Consider the following 21,661-nt stretch of genomic DNA (forward strand, 5'->3'; position numbering starts at 1 on the left):
GAGAGACCAAGCAGCCGATTGTAACCTAGTAGCGGCCCAAAGCCTACAGCCAGCCAATAAACTAGATCAGCAGCGGCTGCCTGGCACTGTTTTAGGTATCGGGCGTCATCAGCGTTTGGCGTGCAGCGTGCAGGTAATGGCACATCGTCCAGAATGTGAGCAGCATCGCCCCATACAGGGCAATAAAGCCACAGCGCTCTAGCAGGAGTGACGGGCGCCAGAGCAGCAGCACCAATGCGACCATTTGTGTAGCGGTCTTGATTTTGCCAATCCAGGTCACGGCTACCGTGCGGCGTTTGCCAAGCTCAGCCATCCATTCTCTCAGCGCCGAAATAATAATTTCTCGAATAATCATAGTGATACTGGGTAAGGTGATCCACCACGTGTGGTAATGAACCGCCACCAGCACCATCGCCGCCGCCACCATCACTTTATCGGCCACCGGATCTAAGAAAGCGCCGAAAGGGGTGGTTTGTTGCCAACGACGGGCTAAAAAGCCGTCGCACCAATCGGTGAGCGCCGCCAAGATAAAGAGCAGTGTGCAAGCCAGGGGGGCCCAGATCACTGGCAGGTAGAAAAATAGTACAAAAAAAGGGATCAAACCGATGCGAAATAGCGTGAGGAGCGTTGGAATATTGGTTTGCATAGTCTAGGGGATGTCAATCACTATCCGATGATATAGCTAAGGTTGGATTAATTTTAGAGTGATTATAACGCTATTTCACCTTGTAGGGCTGTATAAATTTTTTCAGCTAATCGACGTGAAATCATCGGGACGGCGGCGATCTCCTCGACGCTGGCCTTGAGTAGCGGCTGTAAGCCACCCAGGTAGAGTAGCAGGGCTTGCCGCCTTTTAGGGCCGATCCCGGGGATCTGCTGTAAGCGACTGGTACGACGACCCTTAGCCCGCTGCTGGCGATGTCCCATCAGGGCATGCCGGTGCGCTTCATCCCGTAGGTGTTGCAGCAGGTGTAGCGCTGGATCAGTGGCTGATAACTGACAGCCTTGAGTATCGGTGGTCAAAAACAGGGTTTCTAGCCCAGGCTTACGGCCTGGGCCTTTAGCGATGGCAAGCAGCCGGGGGGGTGGGCGTTCTCCCCAACGGTTTATCAAGCCATTGAAGACTGCTTGCGCAGCGTTGAGTTGTCCTTTGCCACCATCGATCAGGACGACACAGGGGATTTTTTCTGGATCCAGGGGGGGCGTGTAACGGCGCTGGAGTACTTGTGCAATGGCGGCACAATCATCGCCCGGTGTGACCGCTGTAATGGTGTAGCGACGATATTCCGCCTTTAAGGGGCTGCCCGCATTAAAGACAACACACGAGGCCACCATCTTCTCTCCCAGGGTGTGACTGATATCAAAACACTCCAGTCGCTCTAGCGGCGGCAGCGCCAATAATTGTTGCAGTGCTTTCAGGCGCTGCTGCTGGGTAGAGCGTTGGGCGACTCTGCTCTGAAGCGCCGCTACGGCATTGGTATGGGCCAACTGCAGATAACGGGCGCGGTCCCCGCGCGGCTGGGGATAAATCACCAAGGGCTGCTGCAGAATAGCACTTAAAGTGCGTGCTAATGGGCGGCTGTCAGGCAAGGGAACATCAAGCCAGATTTGGTCTGGCAAGACGATGGCCCGTTGGCTTGGCAGGTAGTAGAGCGTGATAAAAGTCTGAGCGATTTCGGAGAGTGTGCGGTCTAGAGGCACGATAGGGAAGTAGCTACGACTCCCTAGCAGCTTTCCATGACGCAGCATGAGCACCTGCACACAGACTACCCCCGCTTGCTGCACGATACTGATCGCATCGGCCGCTTGGTGACGGCTATTTGTAACAAATTGTTTCTCTAATACCTGGCGAATGGCCTGGATCTGATCACGCAAACGGGCTGCAGTTTCAAATTGCAGCGTTTGGCTGGCTACTGCCATGCGTGCGACCAAGGTGGAGAGCACCTGCTGATCTTTTCCTTGTAAAAACAGGCGTGCACAGTCAACCTGCTGTTGGTAGGTAGACTCACTGACCAGCCCAGGAATACAGGGACCTAAACAGCGCCCTATCTGATATTGTAAGCAGGGGCGAGTTCGATTGCGGTAGACTGAATCTTCACACTGTCGCAGGGGGAAGAGGCGCTGTAATAACGCTAAGGTCTCACGCACGGCCTGGGGGTTGGGAAAGGGGCCAAAGTACTCACCGGCTGTGCGTTTGGAGCCTCGATGATAGATTAAACGTGGGTGCTTACCGCTAGTCAATACGATAAACGGGTAGTCACCCTCCTCACGCAGCAGCACATTATAACGGGGCTTGTGCTGTTGAATGGTGTTGTATTCCAGTAACAGCGCTTCAGTTTCTGTATGGGTTACCGTGATGGTAATGACTGCAATGGCAGCGACCAAGGCGGCGGTTTTAGTCGTTGGAGCAGGCTTTGAGTGACTGTCGGAGTGCTTGGTTTGTTGATAACCATAGTGGGCTAAGCGTTGCTTTAAATTATTGGCTTTCCCTACATAAAGGATACGTCCTTGCGCATCCTGCATACAGTAAACACCAGGCTGTGTCGGTACAGTCTTTAAAAATTGTCGGAAATCAAAGCGGGGAATCATTCAAGCTTATAAGCGCTCGGACATTAACAGACTGTGGCGAATGGCTAGGTGGGTCAGCTCAACATCGCTGCTGATGTTGAGTTTAGTAAACATGCGATAACGATAACTATTAACCGTTTTAGGGCTCAAATTCAGTTGATCGGCGATGCTACTCGCCTTTTGTCCCTGGGTCAGCATCAGCATAATTTGCAGTTCACGCTTTGAAAGTAGGCTCAGGGGATTATCGACTACTGGTGCAAACTGACTTAAGACCATCTGTTGCGCAATAGTCGGCGCAATATAACGTTGTCCTAAATGGACGGTACGAATGGCATTGGTCATCTCTTCGGGTGATACATCTTTGCTGAGATAGCCGGCGATACCAGCCTGCATGATTTTAGCAGGCAGGGGGTTCTCCGTGTAAATCGTTAAAATAATCAGGCGGACCTCCGGCGAATGGCGCAATATCTTGCGCGCGGCCTCTATGCCGCCAATGCCTGGCATGTTGAGGTCCATCAACACCACATCCGTTTGATGGTGACGACACCATCTGACCGCCTCTTCGCCATTTTTGGCTTCGCCAATCACACTCATGCCTCGGATTTCCTCCAAGATGCGTCGTATGCCAGTACGGACTAATTCATGATCATCCACCAGAAACACGTTAATCAAGATCCCTCCCTTACAGTCTACCAGTACCGACCCTGTTGCCCCGGCTATACTACTTGATTTTTGAGGATTATTAAATACTAACCTCGAGCAGCCTGCCCGAGACGACTCTTTAACGTTTATTAAATAATTTGTTACATATGGGGGTTGTATGTACAGTATGATATTAGTTAAAAATGCGTTTTAGATACTTATTATAAAGGATAATGATTATATGAATTATTGTTAATAACTTGTTTAAGTAAGTATTTTTGAAAACTGACGCGTTACTGCAATTGGATCGCTACCAGGCTTGAATATTACGGCTAGTTTCTCCCGATGAGGGGCAATACCGCCCTCTGTTGACGGGTACAGCACAACGAATTTGTTGAGGAAATCAGCGTCTCCAGGTGAACACGCCGTCGTTGAATACAATCCAGTTCGAGATAAAGAATTTCATAACCTAGCGCCGATATTTATGAAATTAGTTGAAATAATAAACAAAAAAGCTGGCGAACCTTTGTCCAGTATCAGGAGGAGAGAATGTTCAATTACCCGGTGAAATTAAAACGGGATACGCAGGGAGCTTACTCAGTGACGTGTCGTGATCTTCCAGAAATGTTGTCAGAAGGCAATACACAAGAGCAGGCATCACTTAAAGTGGTCGATAACCTGGTGACAACTATCGCCAATTATATTGAGCATCGTCGTCCAGTACCGGTAGCCTCTGCGCCAGAAAAAAGTGAGTGGGTGATTGTCTTGCCGGTGTTAGTGGCCGCAAAAACTGCGTTATGGAATACCATGATTGAAAGTGGAACTCGTAAAACCGATCTTGCAAGGCTGTTGGGAGTCCATCTCCCACAGGTTGATCGGTTAATTAATGTTCAGCACTCCTCAAAAATCGAGTCTGTAGAGTCTGCACTCTCTCAACTGGGTCGAAAACTATTGTTACAAGTCAGTCGTGATAAATGACCTGGCAGGCTATTTTAGCCGATCCAGGTCTATCAGCCGACTTAAGAGGGCAAGTGCCGTCGATAGTGTTGCTGTGCACGTTGTACCTTGTGAAGATAGTGGCGCGCCTGAGAGGAGGGGTGGCGTGTCAGCAAGGTTTGGTAAACTTGATCAGGTGATAATTGATTAATCATGGCCAGTGCGGTCTGTTGATCCGCAGAAAAGGTGCGTAATACCCCGCTAGTTCCACCATTATAGGCTGCTATCGCTGCATAGCGCCGTGATAGCGGGTGGCGTATCTTGCCAAGGTAGCGGGTGTGGAGTAAGTGAAGGTAGGCTGCTCCGGTATCGATGTTTTTACTGGGATTCAATAGGTAGCTGCGGGAGGGCTTGCCGTGTCGCCGTTTGATATGGGTAAAGACATCGCGACCGGCGCTCTCCTGCTTCACCTGCATTAAGCCGAGCGCCTGGCTTCCACTGATGGCGTAGGGATTAAAACTCGACTCCGTCTGGATAATCGCCAAAATAAGACTCTCATCAAGCCGATAATGGCGTGCTGCTTGTTGTACCGGCCGCAAATATTTCTGTGCCCGTTGATTCAGGTGGTTAGGGGCTAGTGGTACTCTCAGCATGAGAATGGGTCGCCCGTGACTGATGCGCTGCTTCAATCGATATTTCAGCAGGTTATTGATAAAACACTCTGCCTGAGCTGGCGTCGCTATCGGTCGGTGCTGGTGATCGAGAACCTGCTCGTAGAGAAAAGGATGGAGGCTGGTTAGCGTCTCCTGATCATCAAAGAGATGACGATGACAAGCCTCTTCACCCATTAACAGGATCTGCCTCATGGCACGGCGCAAACAGGCCTGCGGGTCCTCTCCTGTCAGGGTTTCAACGGTGAGGATGCCTTTTTGAAAATTGATATGGGCGCGTGTCTGGTAGTGGTTGCTATATTTGACATAATCTTTTGATCCAGCGATCACCACTTCATTCGGCCCCCACTGCTCCTCGATATGATGTGCCAATTGCCCCACTAAGATCTCAAAGCCATGGGTATCTTTTACTAAGGGCAGCGGCTCTTGAAGTGGGACACAGGCAGCTAATAAACAGCTGATTAGGAGCGTATAGGCTGTTTTCACCGGTCAATACCTGCGTTGAGCTTGGGTAACTTTGGCCAGATAAGCTCGGGTGTAGGCCAGCGGATGACGCTGGATGATCCGCTGGTAAAAGCGATCGGGTGTCAGCTGGTTGATCGCGTGGATGGCTTTCTGCGGATGATTCGAGAAGGTTTTGAAGAGGTTGCCCTGCCCGCCATTATAGGCGGCAATCACCGCATACTGCCGGGTACGAGGGTGCTTTATTTTGGCCAAATAGCGTGTTTGTAGCAGGTGAAGATAGGCGGTTCCAACATCGATATTACGCTGTGGCTCAAACAGATAACGACGGGTCGGTTGGTGAGAGCGTTTTTTCAGGTGTGCAAACACCTCGCGCCCTGCCGTATCGGGGACCACTTGCATTAAGCCAAAACCGTTTTGGAACCCCACGGCGCGTGGGTTGAAGTTAGATTCAATTTCAATAATGGCTAAGATTAAGCGGGGATCAACCTGATAGCGCTTGGCTGATTGATGAACCAGGCGGCGATAGCGGGCTGCTGCCTGTTGGGTATCCGCTGCTGGACGGGCGTGCGGCGTTCGATTGTTTATTCGTCTAGGGGTGCTGATTGCCGAAGCTGGTGTTAATAACAGCAGACCTAGGAGGAGCGGTAGTAGCGGTCTCATCAGCATCACCAATCTTGAGTGTGCGGGTTGTTGGCGATCAAGCGGGTGGTGGGACATAACCAGCCAGGTTGATAGGCTCTCCTTCAAACAGAAACTGAACCATCTTTTGTTCCAGCAGCCGCCGATGCTCTGGTTTAAACATCGTCAGCTTGTTTTCATTAATCAGCATGGTTTGCTTCGCTTGCCAGATCGCCCAAGCTTCTTGGGAGATCTCCTGGTAGAGACGATCTCCTAGAGGACCTGGATAGGGCGGTGCGTCTAATCCGGGGCTTTGACGTTTTAAATAGGCACAGACTATCAGTCGATTGGTCATCATGACTCACTGAACTCCTCGAGCAGCCATTAAGGATTGTAGTAGGCGTTGGATAGGGGTTGCCACGCCAATCCTAGCGGGTTTGGCTAAGTTATACCAGATCCCAGAGGCACACTCTAGCGCCCTGGGTTTTTCGGTTAACTGTAGATGCAGCGGTCGGATAATCCATTGAAAATGGGTAAACTGGTGTTGTATCTCAGGGAGCGGTTGAGCATTACTGGGGATTTGCTGTTGCTGTAACCACTGTAGTACCGTTTGAGGAGTGTCGAATTGCGGGAAACAGAAGAGTCCACCCCAGAGATCACTGAGTGGTCGTTGCACCATCCAGAGGGTGTGGTGGTATTGGAGTAGTACAAACCAAGCCACTTTTTTGGGTCTGCTCACCTTGTGCGGTTTTCCAGGGTACTCCTGCCAACGCTGGGTCCTATAGGCTTGACAGCCTGATTGCAGAGGGCAGTCGTGACAGCCAGGGCGCCGCAGGGTGCAGATCAGTGATCCTAAATCCATCATCGCCTGATTAAAGGGGCCAGCTTGTTGGCGCGGGGTCACCTGGCTGCTTTTGGCCCACAGCTGTCGTGCCACTTGGGGGTCGCCAGGCCAGCCGGCAATGGCATAATATCGGGCCAAGATCCGCTTAACATTCCCATCAAGAATGGGGTAGGGCAGTCCAAAGGCGAGGGATAGGATGGCCCCAGCTGTTGAGCGACCGATCCCAGGCAGAGCAGTCAGCGCATTAAAGTCATCAGGGAATCGACCTTGATACTGGCTGAGGATAGTGTGTGCAGCCCGATGGAGATTACGCGCTCTGGCGTAATAGCCCAAGCCACTCCAGAGATGGAGCACCTGATCGAGCGGTGCTTGCGCTAAAGCTTGCAAGGTGGGTAGCTGAGTGATGAAGCGTTCAAAGTAGGGGATGACAGTCATCACCTGGGTCTGCTGTAGCATGATTTCAGAGAGCCAGATGGAGTAAGGGCTAGGATCACGTTGCCAGGGAAGATCTTTTCGACCCTGGTGTTGTGCCCATTGCAGTAGTCGGGCTGAAAAAGCAGCGGATGGCATGGAAACAGGTAGCCGATTTGGTGTTAAAATGGCTTATTATTCCATGGAACCACCCTAGAGGATAGTGACTTGCAGCACAACCCTACAGCCGATGAGTCGCCACTGCGGACTCATCGTGCCATCTGCAGTTTTGTACGTCGCCAAGGGCGCTTTACCCAGGGGCAACAGCAGGCGTTGCAGCGCTACTGGCCTTTGATGGGTATTGACGATCAGCTTCCCCTAGAACCCCTCACTGCCCATTTTGGTCGTGAAGCGCCGCTGGTGGTTGAGATCGGTTTTGGCATGGGAGCGAGTTTAGTCACCCAGGCTTGTGCACAGCCCCACTATAATTTTCTAGGCATTGAGGTGCACTTACCGGGGGTGGGGGCTTGTTTAGCGGCCGCACAACAGGCCGGGGTGACCAATATTCGCGTGATCAAGCAGGATGCAGTGCTGGTGCTCACTGAACGGCTAGCTGATCAGGTGGTCGATCGACTACAGCTGTTCTTCCCCGATCCCTGGCCCAAAGCGCGCCATCATAAACGGCGCTTAGTACAACGCCCTTTTATTGACTTGCTGCAGCGAAAGCTTAAGGTGGGCGGTCTGCTCCATCTAGCGACTGATTGGTACCCTTATGCACAACAGATGCTGGATAGTCTGCAGACACATAGTGGCTATCAAAATGTAGCGGCTACTGGGGAGTATCTCCCTCGTCCAGCCTGGCGGCCGCTCACTAAATTTGAGCGGCGTGGCCATCGGTTAGGTCATGATGTGTGGGATCTTTTATTTCAGCGGCTTTAATCGTTCAGATAAAAGGATTGCAGGATGCTGTGAGACACCCCAAAGTAATACCAGGGGCTACTGGCGTGATGCCTGGCTACTGGTTGCCTTTCACTCACCATCGTTTGTTCACACTCTGGAGTGTTGCATGGTCACTGACATTAATTCACCCCAGTTATTTCAGCGGCGTCGCCGGGCGTTGTGCTATCTAGGGAGTGTTGTTGCTGTAGCAGCGCTGATTTATGGGATCTATTGGTGGTTAAACGCACGACACTATCAAGAGACCAATGATGCCTATGTCGTCGGGGATCAGATCCCAATTACCGCCCAAATCAACGGAAAGGTGCAGCTGGTGGCTGCTGATACGACTGATGTAGTGCAGGCTGGTGATCTGCTGGTCCAGTTGGATCCTGTGGACGCTGAGCAAATCCTCGAACGTGCCAAGTTAGCTTTAGCACAGTGTGTACGGCAAACGCATAGCCGGCTATTAGAGCGACAACAGCTAGCGGCTAAAGTAGTCCAACAGCGATTGGTATTACAGCAAGCGGAGGGCGATCTCCAACGTCGTACCCTGTTAGGAAGACGAGGGGCCATTGGTCAAGAAGCCGTGCAACATACCCGTGAAACCGTACAGCAAGCACAGATTTCGTTAAAAATAGCCACTGAAGCCCTGAGAGCGAGTCAAGCGCTGTTGCTGGATACCCCCTTAGCAGAGCAGCCCGGAGTACTCGAGGCAGCCATTCAACTCCAGCAGGCTTGGCTAACGTTACAACGCACCCGTATCGTGACTCCAGTGACTGGCCAGGTGGTCCGCCGGAGCGTTCAGCTAGGTACCCAGATTGCTGCCGGTACACCACTGATGATGGTGGTGCCATTAGAGCGGCGCTGGATAGAGGCTAATTTTAAAGAGACCCAATTAAAAGCGATGCGTATTGGCCAGCCCGTCGGGGTTACCAGCGATCTCTACGGCATCCAAGTCAACTATGCCGGGGTAGTCACTGGCCTATATGCTAGTACTGGCAGTAGCTTGTCGCTATTACCGCCACAAAATGCCACGGGAAACTGGATCAAAGTGGTGCAACGTATTCCCGTAAAAATTGCCTTAGACCGCCAGCAGCTCAAGCGTTATCCCCTCCGCATTGGCTTATCGACCACAGTCAAAGTGCATACTCAGCAGACTACCGAAGTAACGCCCACTGAAGTTCAAGAACCAGTAAGCTGCTCTCAAGCGATACCCCCCATTGATTTAACGCCGGTTAAACAATTAATTATTGAGATTATCACTAGCAATGTCGCGTGAACTCTCTGAGTCCTCGACAAGAAAACCTTTGGAAGGTGCTTCGCTGGTTTGGATGACCCTGGGATTGTCCTTGGCAACCTTTATGCAGGTCCTGGATGCCACCATCGCCAATGTCGCTCTACCGACGATTGCTGGTGATTTAGGGATGGCCACCACCCAAGGGACTTGGGTAATCACCGCCTTTGGTGTGGCTAATGCCATTGCTGTGCCGCTGTCGGGATGGTTGGCGCAGCAATTGGGTGAAGTCAAATTATTCCTCTGGTCAATGCTGTTATTTATTGTGAGCTCATGGCTGTGTGGTGTGGCCAATAGCTTAGCGAGCTTAGTGTTTTTCCGGGTACTACAAGGCATTGCAGCGGGGCCTCTAGTGCCCCTAGCGCAGAGCTTATTACTCAATAATTATCCGCCATTAAAGCGGGCGATGGCCTTGTCATTATGGGCATTAACGATAGTGATCGCCCCTATTTGTGGCCCTATTTTAGGGGGTTGGATCAGTGATAACTATCACTGGGGTTGGATCTTTTTTATTAATATTCCGGTAGGACTCCTGGCACTGCTTATGACCTGGCTAACACTCAAAGATCGGGAATCGGTGATCACCCGTCAGCCGATTGATACCGTCGGTTTATGGTTACTGATCATGGGGGTAGGCTGTTTACAGTGGCTGCTGGATCGCGGTAAAGAGCTCGATTGGTTTGCCTCAACGGAGATCACCCTACTCACTCTGATCGCTGTCATTTCGTTGATTAGCTTGGTTATTTGGGAATTGACCGAGTCCTATCCGGTACTTGATTTATCGTTGTTCAAGAAACGTAACTTTACCATTGGGGTATTATGTACCTCACTCGCTTATGGACTGTATATCGGTTCGATTGTTTTAATTCCACTACTCTTGCAGGGGGTGCTGGGCTACACGGCCACCTGGGCAGGCTTGGCGGCGGCTCCGATCGGCTTGTTACCCCTGATACTATCCCCCCTGATTGGTCATTTTAGCGCTCGACTCGATATGCGATTCTTGGTGACCGTTAGTTTTCTGGTGTTTGCGTTCTGTTTCTACTGGCGCTCTACTGTTTTTTGCTCAGCAATTCCGTTTTCTGCAGTTGTTTGGCCCCAATTGGTACAAGGTGTTGCCATTGCTTGCTTTTTTATGCCATTAACGGCTATTACGCTCTCGGGTGTGCCACAGCAGCAACTAGCCAGTGCCAGCAGTGTCTCGAATTTTTTACGGACCTTAGCGGGATCAGTAGGCACCTCAGTGATCACCACACTCTGGAGCCAGCGGGAAGCGCTGCATCATACACAGTTGACCGAACACTTAGATCCCAGCCAGCCGCTACTGCTGGAGTGCTATCAGCAGTTAGCACAGTGGGGGCTGGATCAGGTGGCAGCCAGCACCGCTTTAGCTCAGCAGATCACTGCGCAGGGGTTCATTATCTCGGCCAATGAGATCTTTCTGGCCTCAGCGCTGCTGTTTTTGGCGATGATCGGGCTCGTGTGGTGTGCCAAGCCACCCTTTGGGAGTGGAGAGGTGGGGCATTAACGCTCCACGAAGGTCTGTGGCTGCCGTTTCTGCTCACTCTTCGTAACCGCTTATCAGTCTATTCCAATCCTCACAGGAGTCTGAACGATGTTAGTGCCAGGGCAAGCAGCTTGTCATGATGCTCTCCCTGTTAGATAATGCGCTTTGACATGATTTTGGAGCCAGCGGCATGAGCAGTGAGAGGCCAACGCTCTCTACTATAGAATTTACCGCCGCTGCCGCCGCCCGGGTGAACTATTTGGTCGCTCAAGAGAACAACCAGGCACTCAAATTAAGAGTGTATATTACCGGGGGCGGCTGTAGTGGTTTTCAATATGGTTTTACTTTTGATGAGCAGGTGCATGAAGGGGATACCCTGGTCAACACCCAGGGAGCGTTACTAGTAGTAGATCCGATGAGTCTACAATATTTGAACGGAGCGGCTGTGGATTATCTGGAGGGATTAGAGGGATCACGCTTTATCGTCAATAATCCTAATGCTAAAACCACCTGCGGGTGTGGTTCTTCTTTTACCCTATGACGATTGGTGGTGAGAGAGGGATTCGAACCCTCGATACGCTATTAACGTATACACACTTTCCAGGCGTGCTCCTTCAGCCACTCGGACATCTCACCACGCTGCTTGAAACGCGCTTCCTTTCCACCCTGACACCGGCCTTGCGCGCAGACTATAAAAAGTTCTTCCTCTAAAAGCAAGCATTCATTGGTTTTAGCTTCATTGACCTGTTAGAGAGGCACTGTTCACAGGCGGTCATTAAAAAATAGGACTATTTTTAGATGAGCTTGGAAACTTTCTTGTTTTTAACCTGTCTGAGTTGGTGCTACTGTTTGAAAATTTTTTTCAAAGGCGCGCCGGCACTCTGTTATACACTAGGAGTGCCGGTTTTTTTTTTGAGATAACCCCTCGACTGGAGGCCAATCTGAGCGAAGCACTACACCAGGCAGGCTAACAACTCTAAACTGAGCCAGGCAGTTTTTCTGCTGATAAATTAGGAGAAGACCATGCTTGATGACACGCTGCTATCACCCAAGCGTAGCGAGTATTGTGCAGCGATGCAGATTACCCCTAGCCTGATCAGCAACTGATGAGCTTGAGCCCTCTGAAAAAAGTAGGGTGGATCACCGCTGGCCTGACCGGCGGCTTCCTGCTGCTGCTCGGGGCCTTGTGGATCACACTGCCCCTCCTGCTCAGCACCTGGCATCCTTTGGGGATCAGTTGGCAGCTGCAAGGGCGGCTAGGGTGGTCGCAGCAGCGGCTCACGGTGCCGGCGCTACAGTTAATCCATCAGGGGATGCCCTTACTCTCTATGAGTGCCGCAACCCTCCACTATGGGGCTAACGACTCTACGCCTCCTCACTGGCAATTCACCATTCAGCAGCTCAAGCTCAATACGCCCGTTTGGCAAACGGTGATAGCATCAGCCGCCTCACGCCCACGAGCTCAGCCCGTTTGGCTCAGCCAGTTACCACCCTGGCAACTGACTATCCAGCAACTGATCCTAGATCCGGCGCTGGACGCACCGCTATCAGTGACACTGTCACAGCAGGCGGGTGGGCTACAACTAGAGGGGCAGCATCCCAGCGGACAACTACAAGCAACGCTGGATCCCCAGCGGCGGCTGCGGCTGTCGGCCCAACTAGCCGCGCCAGGTGATCAGATCCCCATGACCCTACAAGGCGAACTGCAGCTGGGCAAATCGCTGCGGCAGTGGCCTAGCAGCGGTCAGCTGCAGCTGCAACTACCCAAGACAGCGCTGCCAGAAGCGGCGCAGATCACGCTGCAGTGGCAGGGCCATCAAGGCCAGATCCGGATGATCACGCCCCAATCTGCTCAACCCTTGCTCGAGCTCCCTTGGCAGTGGCAGTCACAGTGCCTACAGTTTCAACCCGGGCGCTGGGCTTGGCCTTATGCAGCACAACCCCTGCAGGGAGCGCTGCAACTGCAGTTGAGTGATTGGCAGCGCCCTCTGGGTCGTTATGGGCGACTACAGAGCCGTTGGCAGCTGTCAAACGCTCCCTGGGGGCCGGTTACCCTGCGGCTCAACGGCATCATGACCGCGCCCAGTGTCGATCAAGCGACGTTACAGTGGGAGTATCAGGCCCAGGGGATCTTGTCGGCACAGCAAACACCCTGGCAGAGTGAAGGGCGTGGTACTTGGCAGCTATCGCAGCAACAGCTGACTATCCAGCAGCTATCAGCGACGCTGGCAAAGTGGACACCAGGACCTTGTCAAGGAGAGCAGCTGCGACTGACCTTAAAAGCACCACTCCAGTACTCCTTCCTGTCGCGCGCTGCTACTCATTCATTCTCTACTGCTTGGCGGTTGATGGCAGAGCGACTGTGGCTACCCCATCGCCGTTGTTTACGGCAGCCAAGGCTGGATCTACAACTCCAGGGGAGATCGTTACAACAGCTTACCTGGCAAGGGGTGTTGCGATCCGGTCAGATAGCGCCAATCACCGGAAAGGGGCATTGGAATGGCCAGGTACTCCAGGGTGATCTCCACTGGCGTGAGCCAAGCTTCCAACGGTTACAACCCCTGTTACCGCCTCAGCAGCCGTGGAGTCTCAAGCAGGGTGTGCTGCATCATACCGCAAAGTTTACCGCTTCAGCGGATCACGGCTTAGCAGTGGTCGGTTTATTAGAGCTGAAAAACGCAGCCATTGGGCTAAAAGAGGGGGCGATCAACGGCATCAATCTCCACCTGCCATACCGCTGGCAGCGGCAGTGGCAGGTGGGCAAGCCAGATCAGCTTGCAACCTTGCAGATTGAGGAGCTGCGCCAAATCCTAACGTTACGCCATATCGTGCTTAAGGTTCAAGGGAGACTGCCTTACAGCCAACGGGATCCCTTGCAACTCTCCGGTCAGATTGGTGAGATCCTGGGGGGTAGCCTCATCCTGCCCGCGCTGTGGCTGCCTCAGCAGGCGCAACCAGGCCTGCTAACACTGACGCATATCGATTTAGCACAACTCAGTGCTTTATTAGGGCATCGGGGAATCCAGCTAACCGGTCAAATCAGCGGCCGCTTGCCACTCTATACGGGGGATTCACACTGGTTGATCAACCGAGGTTATTTATGGAATACTACACCGTTGACCAGCACTCTAGATAAAGCAACCGCTGATAGGCTGCGGCAACCGGGTATGACGGAGAGGGTGATGGATTGGATGACACAATTACAGATTCAGCAGGCCCGGGCACAGGTGCAACTCGATACGTTAGGGGTATTGACCCTTCAAGCACACCTGAAGGGGAACACCCCCCAGCAGCCACAACAGCCGGTACAGCTTCAGTATCAACATCAGGAAAACCTATTAACCCTGTGGCGCAGCCTACGGGCCAGTGGGTTACTACAACAGCAAATAGAGCAACAAGCTCCTGCTTTACGGAGATTACACCCATGAACATCCATCCCAATCTTGTTGTTATTGCTGTGCTGCTGTTCCTCTGCAGCGGTTGTTATCCACGGATCGCTCTCGATGCCCCTAAAGAGCCGATTATGATCAATATGAGTGTCAAAATTGAACATGAGATCCGTATTAAAGTAGATAAAGAGTTGGATCAGTTAATCAATAGTGATCCATCACTTTTTTAGGGAGAGAGCATGAAATACCTAAAAACCCCACTATTCTTGTTATTGCTGTTAAGTTACTCCCTGGGTAGCTGGGCTGTCACCTTAGAACAGGCCAAAACTCAAGGGCGGGTTGGTGAAACCCTCAGTGGTTATCTGGCAGTGCTCCAAGCTGATCCAGAGGCGACCACTTTAGTGCAACAGATCAATGAGCAACGGCGCCAGCACTACCAAGCACTCGCACAACGCCATGGGGTCTCCTTGAGCGAAATAGAGCGCTTAGCAGGCCAAAAATTGATTGATAATGCCAAGCCGGGTGAATGGGTTCAAGGGGTGAATCGGCAGTGGCGACAAAAATAACCCCAGCAATGTTGATCTACCGCGGCTCCAGGGCAGTTGTTCACCGTCAGTAGCGCCGTTTAGTGAGACCATTCGTGCTGCAGGAGCAACCCTACCCAACGATCACCTATCCAGCAACGTTACCGGTTACCCAATACCACCCCCAGCTGTTAGCCGCGATTGCCACCCACCCCGTGGTGATCGTCGCTGGAGAGACCGGCTCAGGCAAGACGACCCAACTACCGAAGATCTGCTTAGAGCTCGGCCGGGCGGCACAGGGGCTGATTGGCCATACCCAGCCTCGACGGTTAGCAGCGCGTACCGTGGCGCAACGCTTAGCAGAGGAGTTGCAGGTTGTCTTAGGGAGTGTAGTCGGTTATCAAGTCCGTTTTAATCAGCAGATCAGTGAGCAGACGCTGGTAAAAGTGATGACGGATGGGGTGCTATTAGCGGAGATCCAGCGGGATCGCGGGCTGAACGCCTATGGCACCTTGATTATTGATGAAGCGCATGAGCGCAGTCTGTCCATCGACTTTATTCTGGGTTACTTAAAACAGCTGCTGCCCAAAAGAGCAGATTTAAAGGTGATCATCACCTCAGCCACCCTCGATTCGCAGCGCTTCTCGCACTACTTTGATCAGGCACCGCTGATTGAAATCAGCGGCCGTAGTTATCCGATCGAGCTCCGTTACCGTCCGGTGGCCATCGAGCGGGAAGCCACCCTGGATCCTGCCGGCCAAGCCCTGATTGAGGCCGTTGAGGAGCTGCGTCAGGAACCGCCAGGCGATCTGCTGGTTTTTCTCAGCGGCGAGCGAGAGATCCGCGAAGCAGCAGAGCTGTTAGCGGAGCAAGCCTGGCCGGACACTGAGATCGTGCCACTCTATGCCCGGTTATCCATGGCAGAGCAGCGGCGAGCCTTTCAAGCGCATGACCGAAGGCGGGTCGTGCTGGCCACCAATGTTGCGGAGACCTCGCTGACTATTCCGGGCATTCGTTATGTGATTGATTCCGGCAAAGCGCGCATCAGCCGTTATAGTCATCGTAGCAAAGTGCAGCAGCTGCCGATTGAAGCCATTTCTCAAGCAGCCGCCAATCAACGTCAAGGCCGCTGTGGCCGCTTAGCACCCGGGATCTGTATTCGCATCTACAGTGAGCAAGATTTTCTGAACCGACCGCTCTACACTGAACCGGCTATCTTACGGACCAACTTAGCGGCAGTGATTTTACAGATGCTCGCCAGTGGGTTAACGGCTATTGAGACCTTTCCTTTTATTGATCCCCCTGATCGCCGCTACTTACAGGATGGTCTGCGGCTACTGCAGGAGTTGGGTGCAGTGACCCAAGTCTCAGCAGAGCAGCAACAGCTCACCCCACTGGGACGAGCCCTGGCCCAACTTCCCCTGGATCCGCGCTTAGCGCGGATGCTGTTGGCCGCGCAGAGCCAGGGGTGTGTGCAGGAGCTTTTAATTATCACGACCGCCCTCTCCATTCAAGATCCGCGAGAACGGCCGTTGGACAAGCAGCAAGCGGCTGATCAACACCACCGCCGCTTTGCCGATAAACAGTCCGATTTCCTGACATGGGTCAATTTATGGCACTATTTGCAGCAGGCACAAGAGCAGCTCTCTAGCAGTGCCTTTCGTAAACAGTGCCGAGCGGAGTATCTGAATCTATTGCGGGTGCGAGAGTGGCAAGATCTCTACCAGCAACTGCGCCAAGCGGTCAAACGCTTACCCTTGACGATCAATCAACAGCCGGCAGACTATCGCAGTATCCACTGTGCGCTGTTGAGTGGCTTACTCTCCCAGATCGGTCAAAAAATGTTAGAGAAACCGGGGTTTCGCGGGGCCCGCCAGCTGCAGTTTTTTTTATTTCCTAATTCAGTCCTCTTTAAAAAGCCGCCCCCTTGGGTGGTGGTGGCTGAATTAATGAACACCAGCCGCCTCTGGGGCCGGACTGCCGCCCGCATTGAACCGGAGTGGCTGGAGCCCTTGGCAGGGCACCTACTACGTCGCCGTTACAGCGAACCGCGCTGGGAGCAGCGGCGGGGCTCGGTGGTGGCTCAAGAGACTGTTACGCTCTATGGGTTACCGATTGTCGCCGCTCGTAAAGTGGACTATGGTCGTCTCGATCCGCTCCTGGCGCGCGAGCTCTTTATCCGCCATGCCCTGGTGGCTGGCGAGTGGCAGTGCCGTCACCCTTTTTGGCAACACAACCTAGCTTGTTTAGCAGAGGCTGAAGCGCTTGAGCATAAAGCGCGGCGCCGTGATTTGCTGGTTGATCACGACACACTATTTGCTTTTTATGATCAACGCTTGCCGGCGGCGGTGGTTTCCGCCGCCCATTTTGATCGCTGGTGGCGTTTGGCGAGTCACACTCAGCCACAGCTACTGATGTTGACCCAGGAACAGTTACTCAATGCAGCAGCCACTACCCTGCGTCTGGAGGATTATCCCGCGACCTGGCAGCAGGGCTCGCTCACTTTAGCGTTGCAGTATCAGTTTACTCCTGGTGAAGCCAACGATGGTGTTACGGTGCAGATCCCATTGCCGTTATTGCCTTCACTGACGCCCGACAGCTTTACTTGGCAGGTTCCTGGCTTACGATCCGCCCTGATCACGGCGCTCATTAAATCACTCCCGAAGTCATTGCGGCGTCACTTTGTGCCAGTACCCCACTACGTTGAGGCTTTTTTGCAACGGGAGATCCGGTTAGAGCGACCCTTAGTCGATGTGTTAAGCGAAGCGCTGTACCGGATGACGGGCCTCTTGGTCCCTCAAGAGTCTTGGGGCTGGGATCAGATCCCTGATCACCTGAAGATGCGCTTTGCAGTGCTGGATAATGCCGGGAATGCCATCGCCCAGGGTCGTGATTTAGGCGCACTACAGCAACAGCTCAAGGCTCAAGCGGTCCAGCAACTGGCCACGCTGCCCGCCCATCCGCTGCAAGCCTGGGTAGGCCAGGATCTCCAAGGCTGGACCTTTGGCGATCTGCCGCAGGTGATAGAGCAGCCGCATGGCGACCAGCTGATCCAACGCTTTCCCACCCTGGTAGAGAGCCCACTCGGAGTCACCTTGCAGCTGGTGGCGAGTCGAAGCGAGCAACAAACCTGCATGCTTGCTGGCACTGTGCGGCTGTTGCTGCGGAGTCTCCTGACAGCGATTAAACCTCTGCAGAAACAGCTGGATAACCAGACGCAGTTCGCCTTAGCCCGCTATCCCAGCCAGCAGCCGCTAGCGGCACTAGAGGATTGCTGGTTGACGGTTATTGAGCATCACCTGCTGCAGCTAGGTGGGATCGTCTGGGAGCACGCCGCCTTCCAGCAGCGTTGCCAACAGATTCGCAGCCTATTCAGGGCTACTGCACTGCCGCTGTTACAGCAGGTCACGCCGTTATTAAGTCACTATCAAACGCTACATCAGCAACTGCACCGGCCCTATTGTTCAGAGTTTGCAGCGGCTATCGCCGATATGCAGCAACAGCTGAGCCAATTGATCTATCCTGGATTTGTTCGCAACACCGGGATAAAGCGCTTGCCTGATCTGTTACGTTACCTCAAAGCGCTGCAGCTGCGGCTAGAGAAGTTGCCGCGTCAACTGCCTCAAGATCAAGCGTCTCGCTTAAAGATTGCAGCAGCACTCCAAGCCTATCAGCAGTGCTGTACCGCTAACCCAGCCTCGCAGCCTATTCCTGAAGCCTTGTTAGCGGTACGCTGGATGATTGAAGAGCTTCGGGTTAGCTATTTTGCTCAAGCCTTAGGCACGGCTTATCCCATCTCTGAAAAACGCATCCATCAAGCCCTTCGAGCGATTGATCTCCGCGACACTTTTCTACGAACTCGATGATTTCTGTAAAAAATTTGAGCCAGAGATGTCTGGATCTTCCTCCGCTTTAACGGGCTCTAAACGGACATCAGCACTCCACCACCTCTGGGTATCTATTTCCCCCTCTGATTCTGAATATATCTGATGTACATCTGTATCTCTGCATGTTGATTGCGAAGGATTTGCTAGTGGGGGTATCGGCACTCCTAGCCTACTCCTATTTAAATTATTTTGCTCTCCCTCTGGTCCTGCTTTTGGTTCTGCCTCTGGAGTCGGCAGTGATTTCACTGTGGGAGTGGCTATCTTGGCATACTTTAAAGCCATCAGCTGTTCGCGAAGCACCCGGGCCAACGGCTGTCTCTCTGCTGAATGCAGTAGGGTCACCTGATGCGGATCTAATTGCTGCGATAATGGAAGGGCAAAGCGATAATTCAGTACCGCACTGAACTGGTGTTTAGATTGACCGCTAAGACCAGCCTGGCGGTGGTAAGCTAAGGTCAAGAGCGGAATGGGGGTAACATCCACCCCCCAGCGCCACTGCTGGGGATTCCGGTAGCGTTGTTGCACACCGCCTAGAGTCACTTCATCACCAAAATAGTGAGCATAGCGTACGGATGCCCCAATCTGTGGTAAAGCGGGGAGATAGCCCTGTAAGGTTACATCATAACCGCTGGCTGGACGCTGCTGATACCCTGCCACCTCACGAGCTGCCCGCCAGCTACTAGCTGGAAGATAACCATTGACGGCTAGCTTTAACGACTGCCACCACGCCTCAGCCCCCAAGCCTAAACGCTGTTGCTGTTGCGTGGTGTCTTGGTCATAAAACACATGACACCCCAATCCCCAATGGCTCTCTGGGAGATAGCGCCAGCCTAGGCCAAGACTCAATAGGTTACGCTGTTGCTGGCGTTGCCAACCACCTTGTAGAAACAGTACCTGCTGTTCTTGGCGAAAAAAAGGCCAGAACCCTTCAAGCGATACCTGCTGATTAGCCTCCTCCCGAGACCCACCGACGGTTGCATGAACGGAGGGGAGCGTCTGGACAGTAGCTGCTGGCTGCCTGCTGGCTACCAAGGGATTTTTCGTATTCTCAGCAGCCATCACCGTAGTAGAACTGATTGCCAGGCAACAGGATAGAGAAGCGTGTAATAAATAGTTCATAGGATTATCGAATCGTTAATAAAAAGTAATATCAGGTTAAATAGGGCATATCGGTGTAGGTATTATCCTTAAAATACGGAGCACTGTCTTGTTTTATAACAATAAATTAGACTAAAAATAGAACCCCCGCTGATCCAGAGCTGAGGTTAATAATAAGAAAATTTAATTCTATTAATAATATTTTTAATATAGTTTATTGTTAATGTTGTTTTTATTTGGTTTATTTTAACAACAAATTTAATCACTCTATTTTGTTCACGGTGATAGACAAAATTAATTATTTTTAGTAGAATCTGCCTCCTTTTCTTTCAAGTTTAAGTCAACAGGGGAATATTTTTAAGCTAGACAATATCTATCCTATAAGATAGGGTTGTCAGTTACAAAAAATTTAAATTATTTAACCTGATATTACTTTTTATTAATGATTAGGTAATCCTATGAACTATTTATTACACGCTTCTCTATGCTGTTGCCTGGCAATCAGTTCTACTACGGTGATGGCTGCTGAGAATACGAAAAATCCCTTGGTGGCCCGCAGGCAGCCAGCAGCCACTGTTCAGACGCTACCTTCCGTTCATGCAACCGTCGGTGGGTCTCGGGAGGAGGCTAATCAGCAGGTATCGCTTGAAGGGTTCTGGCCTTTTTTTCGCCAAGAACAGCAGCTACTGTTTCTACAAGGTGGTTGGCAACGCCAGGAACAGCGTAACTTATTGAGTCTTGGCCTAGGCTGGCGCTATCTCCCAGAGAGCCATTGGGGATTGGGGTATAATGTGTTTTATGACCAAGACACCACGCAACAGCAACGGCGTTTAGGCTTGGGGGCTGAGGCGTGGTGGCAGTCGTTAAAGCTGGCCGTCAATGGTTATCTTCCAGCTAGTAGCTGGCGGGCAGCTCGTGAGGTGGCAGGGTATCAGCAGCGTCCAGCCAGCGGTTATGATGTAACCTTACAGGGCTATCTCCCCGCTTTACCACAGATTGGGGCATCCGTACGCTATGCTCACTATTTTGGTGATGAAGTGGCTCTAGGCGGTGTGCAACAACGCTACCGGAATCCCCAGCAGTGGCGCTGGGGGATTGATGTTACCCCCATTCCGCTCTTGACCTTAGCTTACCACCGCCAGGCTGGTCTTAGCGGTCAATCTAAACACCAGTTCAGTGCAGTATTGAATTACCGCTTTGCTCTCCCATTATCGCAGCAATTAGATCCGCATCAGGTGACCCTACTGCATTCAGCAGAGGGACAACCGTTGGCACGGGTACTTCGTGAACAGCTGATGGCTTTGAAATATGCCAAGATAGCCACCCCCACAGTGAAATCACTGCCACCACCGCTGACTCAAGAGGAAGGACCAGATTCAGGACCAGATTTAGACTCAGAGGTAGAAACAGAGTCCAGACCGCTGATTCAAGAGGAAGGAGCAGATTTAGACTCAGAGGTAGAAACAGAGCCCAGTCCCAGTCGCAGAAAACTACCATCCGAGGGTGACATGACGGTAAAACAATTACCAAATCAGACAAAAGTTCTGGCATTAGGAAGCACTACTTCAGAAGAAGATCTTTCACCAGCAAGCTTGGATGCGGAATCAAGGAAGGAGAAGAACAGGAGGAAGAACAAGGAGAGGAAGGAGAAGAAGAAGAAAGGGAATCGCCAGTTAGTCACGATTGAATCTGACATTCAGGCTTAAAAAATTGAGCGTTACCGGTTTTGACAGCGGGTATTGACACGGTCATTTTAAATACCTGGTAACGCTCATCCTAACTCGTTAAACGTTCCTTATCAAATATCCCTTTGACCTATTCAACGTCTGATTGCTTGAGGGAACCCTTGACAGAAAACGATTCTACGCCAC

At 52.1% G+C, this 21,661-nt stretch carries 18 protein-coding genes and 1 tRNA gene; 10 read left to right on the forward strand and 9 right to left on the reverse strand.

The genetic code is table 11. The annotated features are described in order from the left end of the window. Positions 1-91: 91 nt before the first annotated feature. The 3 genes from pgsA to uvrY all read right to left on the reverse strand — a co-directional run bounded on the left by pgsA (position 92) and on the right by uvrY (position 3,240). The gene (gene pgsA / locus NL324_RS04925; protein WP_253306563.1) at positions 92-646 is read right to left on the reverse strand and encodes a CDP-diacylglycerol--glycerol-3-phosphate 3-phosphatidyltransferase; all 555 of its coding nucleotides are present in this window, start codon (positions 644-646) and stop codon (positions 92-94) included. A 62-nt stretch (positions 647-708) separates the two neighbouring features. After that, on the reverse strand, positions 709-2,589 hold the full coding sequence (gene uvrC / locus NL324_RS04930; RefSeq protein ID WP_253306564.1) for an excinuclease ABC subunit UvrC: 1,881 nt from the start codon (positions 2,587-2,589) through the stop codon (positions 709-711). A gap of 6 nt (positions 2,590-2,595) precedes the next feature. Next, positions 2,596-3,240, reverse strand: coding sequence for a UvrY/SirA/GacA family response regulator transcription factor (uvrY, locus tag NL324_RS04935; protein WP_253306565.1), 645 nt, complete (start codon positions 3,238-3,240; stop codon positions 2,596-2,598). A 519-nt stretch (positions 3,241-3,759) separates the two neighbouring features. Between uvrY and NL324_RS04940 the strand changes: the two genes are divergently transcribed. Further along, positions 3,760-4,188, forward strand: a complete 429-nt coding sequence (locus NL324_RS04940; protein WP_253306566.1) for a type II toxin-antitoxin system HicB family antitoxin — start codon at positions 3,760-3,762, stop codon at positions 4,186-4,188. 41 nt (positions 4,189-4,229) lie between these two features. Here NL324_RS04940 and mltC read toward each other — a convergent pair whose 3' ends face one another. From mltC to mutY, 4 genes are read right to left on the reverse strand one after another with little or no spacing between them, the layout of a single operon-like run. Beyond that, entirely contained in the window at positions 4,230-5,303 is a 1,074-nt protein-coding gene (mltC, locus tag NL324_RS04945) for a membrane-bound lytic murein transglycosylase MltC (RefSeq protein WP_253306567.1), read from the reverse strand. A 3-nt stretch (positions 5,304-5,306) separates the two neighbouring features. Beyond that, complete coding sequence (locus NL324_RS04950; protein ID WP_253306568.1) at positions 5,307-5,948, reverse strand: transglycosylase SLT domain-containing protein; 642 nt, start codon at positions 5,946-5,948, stop codon at positions 5,307-5,309. A 31-nt stretch (positions 5,949-5,979) separates the two neighbouring features. After that, positions 5,980-6,255 carry an oxidative damage protection protein gene (locus NL324_RS04955; protein WP_436298256.1) on the reverse strand — a complete coding sequence of 92 codons (276 nt, stop codon included), beginning with the start codon at positions 6,253-6,255 and terminating at the stop codon, positions 5,980-5,982. A gap of 6 nt (positions 6,256-6,261) precedes the next feature. Further along, the gene (mutY, locus tag NL324_RS04960) at positions 6,262-7,314 is read right to left on the reverse strand and encodes an A/G-specific adenine glycosylase (protein WP_253306570.1); all 1,053 of its coding nucleotides are present in this window, start codon (positions 7,312-7,314) and stop codon (positions 6,262-6,264) included. Positions 7,315-7,383: 69 nt separating this feature from the next. Here mutY and trmB point away from each other — a divergent pair, with 69 nt between their 5' ends. The 4 genes from trmB (at position 7,384) to erpA (ending at position 11,433) form a co-directional block, all read left to right on the forward strand. Beyond that, a complete protein-coding gene (gene trmB, locus NL324_RS04965; protein ID WP_253306571.1) occupies positions 7,384-8,094 on the forward strand; it encodes a tRNA (guanosine(46)-N7)-methyltransferase TrmB in 711 nt (236 codons plus the stop codon). Positions 8,095-8,221: 127 nt separating this feature from the next. Further along, positions 8,222-9,373: an HlyD family secretion protein gene (locus NL324_RS04970; protein ID WP_253306572.1), complete on the forward strand. Its 1,152-nt coding sequence runs from the start codon at positions 8,222-8,224 to the stop codon at positions 9,371-9,373. Next, complete coding sequence (locus NL324_RS04975) at positions 9,363-10,913, forward strand: DHA2 family efflux MFS transporter permease subunit (RefSeq protein WP_253306573.1); 1,551 nt, start codon at positions 9,363-9,365, stop codon at positions 10,911-10,913. Before NL324_RS04970 ends, NL324_RS04975 begins: the two co-directional genes overlap by 11 nt. A gap of 169 nt (positions 10,914-11,082) precedes the next feature. Next, positions 11,083-11,433, forward strand: coding sequence for an iron-sulfur cluster insertion protein ErpA (gene erpA, locus NL324_RS04980; protein WP_253306574.1), 351 nt, complete (start codon positions 11,083-11,085; stop codon positions 11,431-11,433). 4 nt (positions 11,434-11,437) lie between these two features. Here erpA and NL324_RS04985 read toward each other — a convergent pair. Then, a tRNA-Ser gene (locus tag NL324_RS04985) sits at positions 11,438-11,528 on the reverse strand. Between the two features lie 470 nt (positions 11,529-11,998). On the opposite strand from NL324_RS04985, the gene NL324_RS04990 reads away from it, so the two are divergent. The 4 genes from NL324_RS04990 (at position 11,999) to hrpA (ending at position 18,671) form a co-directional block, all read left to right on the forward strand. Further along, complete coding sequence (locus NL324_RS04990) at positions 11,999-14,320, forward strand: intermembrane phospholipid transport protein YdbH family protein (RefSeq protein ID WP_253306575.1); 2,322 nt, start codon at positions 11,999-12,001, stop codon at positions 14,318-14,320. Next, positions 14,317-14,511, forward strand: a complete 195-nt coding sequence (locus NL324_RS04995) for a YnbE family lipoprotein (RefSeq protein ID WP_253306576.1) — start codon at positions 14,317-14,319, stop codon at positions 14,509-14,511. Before NL324_RS04990 ends, NL324_RS04995 begins: the two co-directional genes overlap by 4 nt. Positions 14,512-14,520: 9 nt before the next feature. Further along, positions 14,521-14,847, forward strand: coding sequence for a YdbL family probable chaperone protein (locus tag NL324_RS05000; RefSeq protein ID WP_253306577.1), 327 nt, complete (start codon positions 14,521-14,523; stop codon positions 14,845-14,847). A 74-nt stretch (positions 14,848-14,921) separates the two neighbouring features. After that, positions 14,922-18,671: an ATP-dependent RNA helicase HrpA gene (hrpA, locus tag NL324_RS05005; RefSeq protein WP_253306578.1), complete on the forward strand. Its 3,750-nt coding sequence runs from the start codon at positions 14,922-14,924 to the stop codon at positions 18,669-18,671. On the opposite strand, the gene NL324_RS05010 is transcribed toward hrpA, so the two are convergent. Further along, positions 18,657-19,811 carry an inverse autotransporter beta domain-containing protein gene (locus NL324_RS05010; RefSeq protein WP_253306579.1) on the reverse strand — a complete coding sequence of 385 codons (1,155 nt, stop codon included), beginning with the start codon at positions 19,809-19,811 and terminating at the stop codon, positions 18,657-18,659. The two genes, hrpA and NL324_RS05010, sit on opposite strands and share 15 nt — an antisense overlap. Before the next feature lie 437 nt (positions 19,812-20,248). Between NL324_RS05010 and NL324_RS05015 the strand changes: the two genes are divergently transcribed. Beyond that, a complete protein-coding gene (locus tag NL324_RS05015) occupies positions 20,249-21,496 on the forward strand; it encodes an inverse autotransporter beta domain-containing protein (RefSeq protein ID WP_253306580.1) in 1,248 nt (415 codons plus the stop codon). Positions 21,497-21,661: the final 165 nt, after the last annotated feature.

The organism is unidentified bacterial endosymbiont, from assembly GCF_918320885.1.
Taxonomy (GTDB): domain Bacteria; phylum Pseudomonadota; class Gammaproteobacteria; order Enterobacterales.

Bases quoted from the DNA above. Each gene is read 5' to 3' on its own strand.
- pgsA (WP_253306563.1), bottom strand. From the start codon at position 646: ATGCAAACCAATATTCCAACGCTCCTCACGCTATTTCGCATCGGTTTG.
- uvrC (WP_253306564.1), bottom strand. From the start codon at position 2,589: ATGATTCCCCGCTTTGATTTCCGACAATTTTTAAAGACTGTACCGACA.
- NL324_RS04940 (WP_253306566.1), top strand. From the start codon at position 3,760: ATGTTCAATTACCCGGTGAAATTAAAACGGGATACGCAGGGAGCTTAC.
- NL324_RS04950 (WP_253306568.1), bottom strand. From the start codon at position 5,948: ATGCTGATGAGACCGCTACTACCGCTCCTCCTAGGTCTGCTGTTATTA.
- NL324_RS04955 (WP_436298256.1), bottom strand. From the start codon at position 6,255: ATGACCAATCGACTGATAGTCTGTGCCTATTTAAAACGTCAAAGCCCC.
- mutY (WP_253306570.1), bottom strand. From the start codon at position 7,314: ATGCCATCCGCTGCTTTTTCAGCCCGACTACTGCAATGGGCACAACAC.
- NL324_RS04970 (WP_253306572.1), top strand. From the start codon at position 8,222: ATGGTCACTGACATTAATTCACCCCAGTTATTTCAGCGGCGTCGCCGG.
- NL324_RS04975 (WP_253306573.1), top strand. From the start codon at position 9,363: ATGTCGCGTGAACTCTCTGAGTCCTCGACAAGAAAACCTTTGGAAGGT.
- erpA (WP_253306574.1), top strand. From the start codon at position 11,083: ATGAGCAGTGAGAGGCCAACGCTCTCTACTATAGAATTTACCGCCGCT.
- NL324_RS04990 (WP_253306575.1), top strand. From the start codon at position 11,999: ATGAGCTTGAGCCCTCTGAAAAAAGTAGGGTGGATCACCGCTGGCCTG.
- NL324_RS04995 (WP_253306576.1), top strand. From the start codon at position 14,317: ATGAACATCCATCCCAATCTTGTTGTTATTGCTGTGCTGCTGTTCCTC.
- NL324_RS05000 (WP_253306577.1), top strand. From the start codon at position 14,521: ATGAAATACCTAAAAACCCCACTATTCTTGTTATTGCTGTTAAGTTAC.
- NL324_RS05010 (WP_253306579.1), bottom strand. From the start codon at position 19,811: ATGAACTATTTATTACACGCTTCTCTATCCTGTTGCCTGGCAATCAGT.
- NL324_RS05015 (WP_253306580.1), top strand. From the start codon at position 20,249: ATGAACTATTTATTACACGCTTCTCTATGCTGTTGCCTGGCAATCAGT.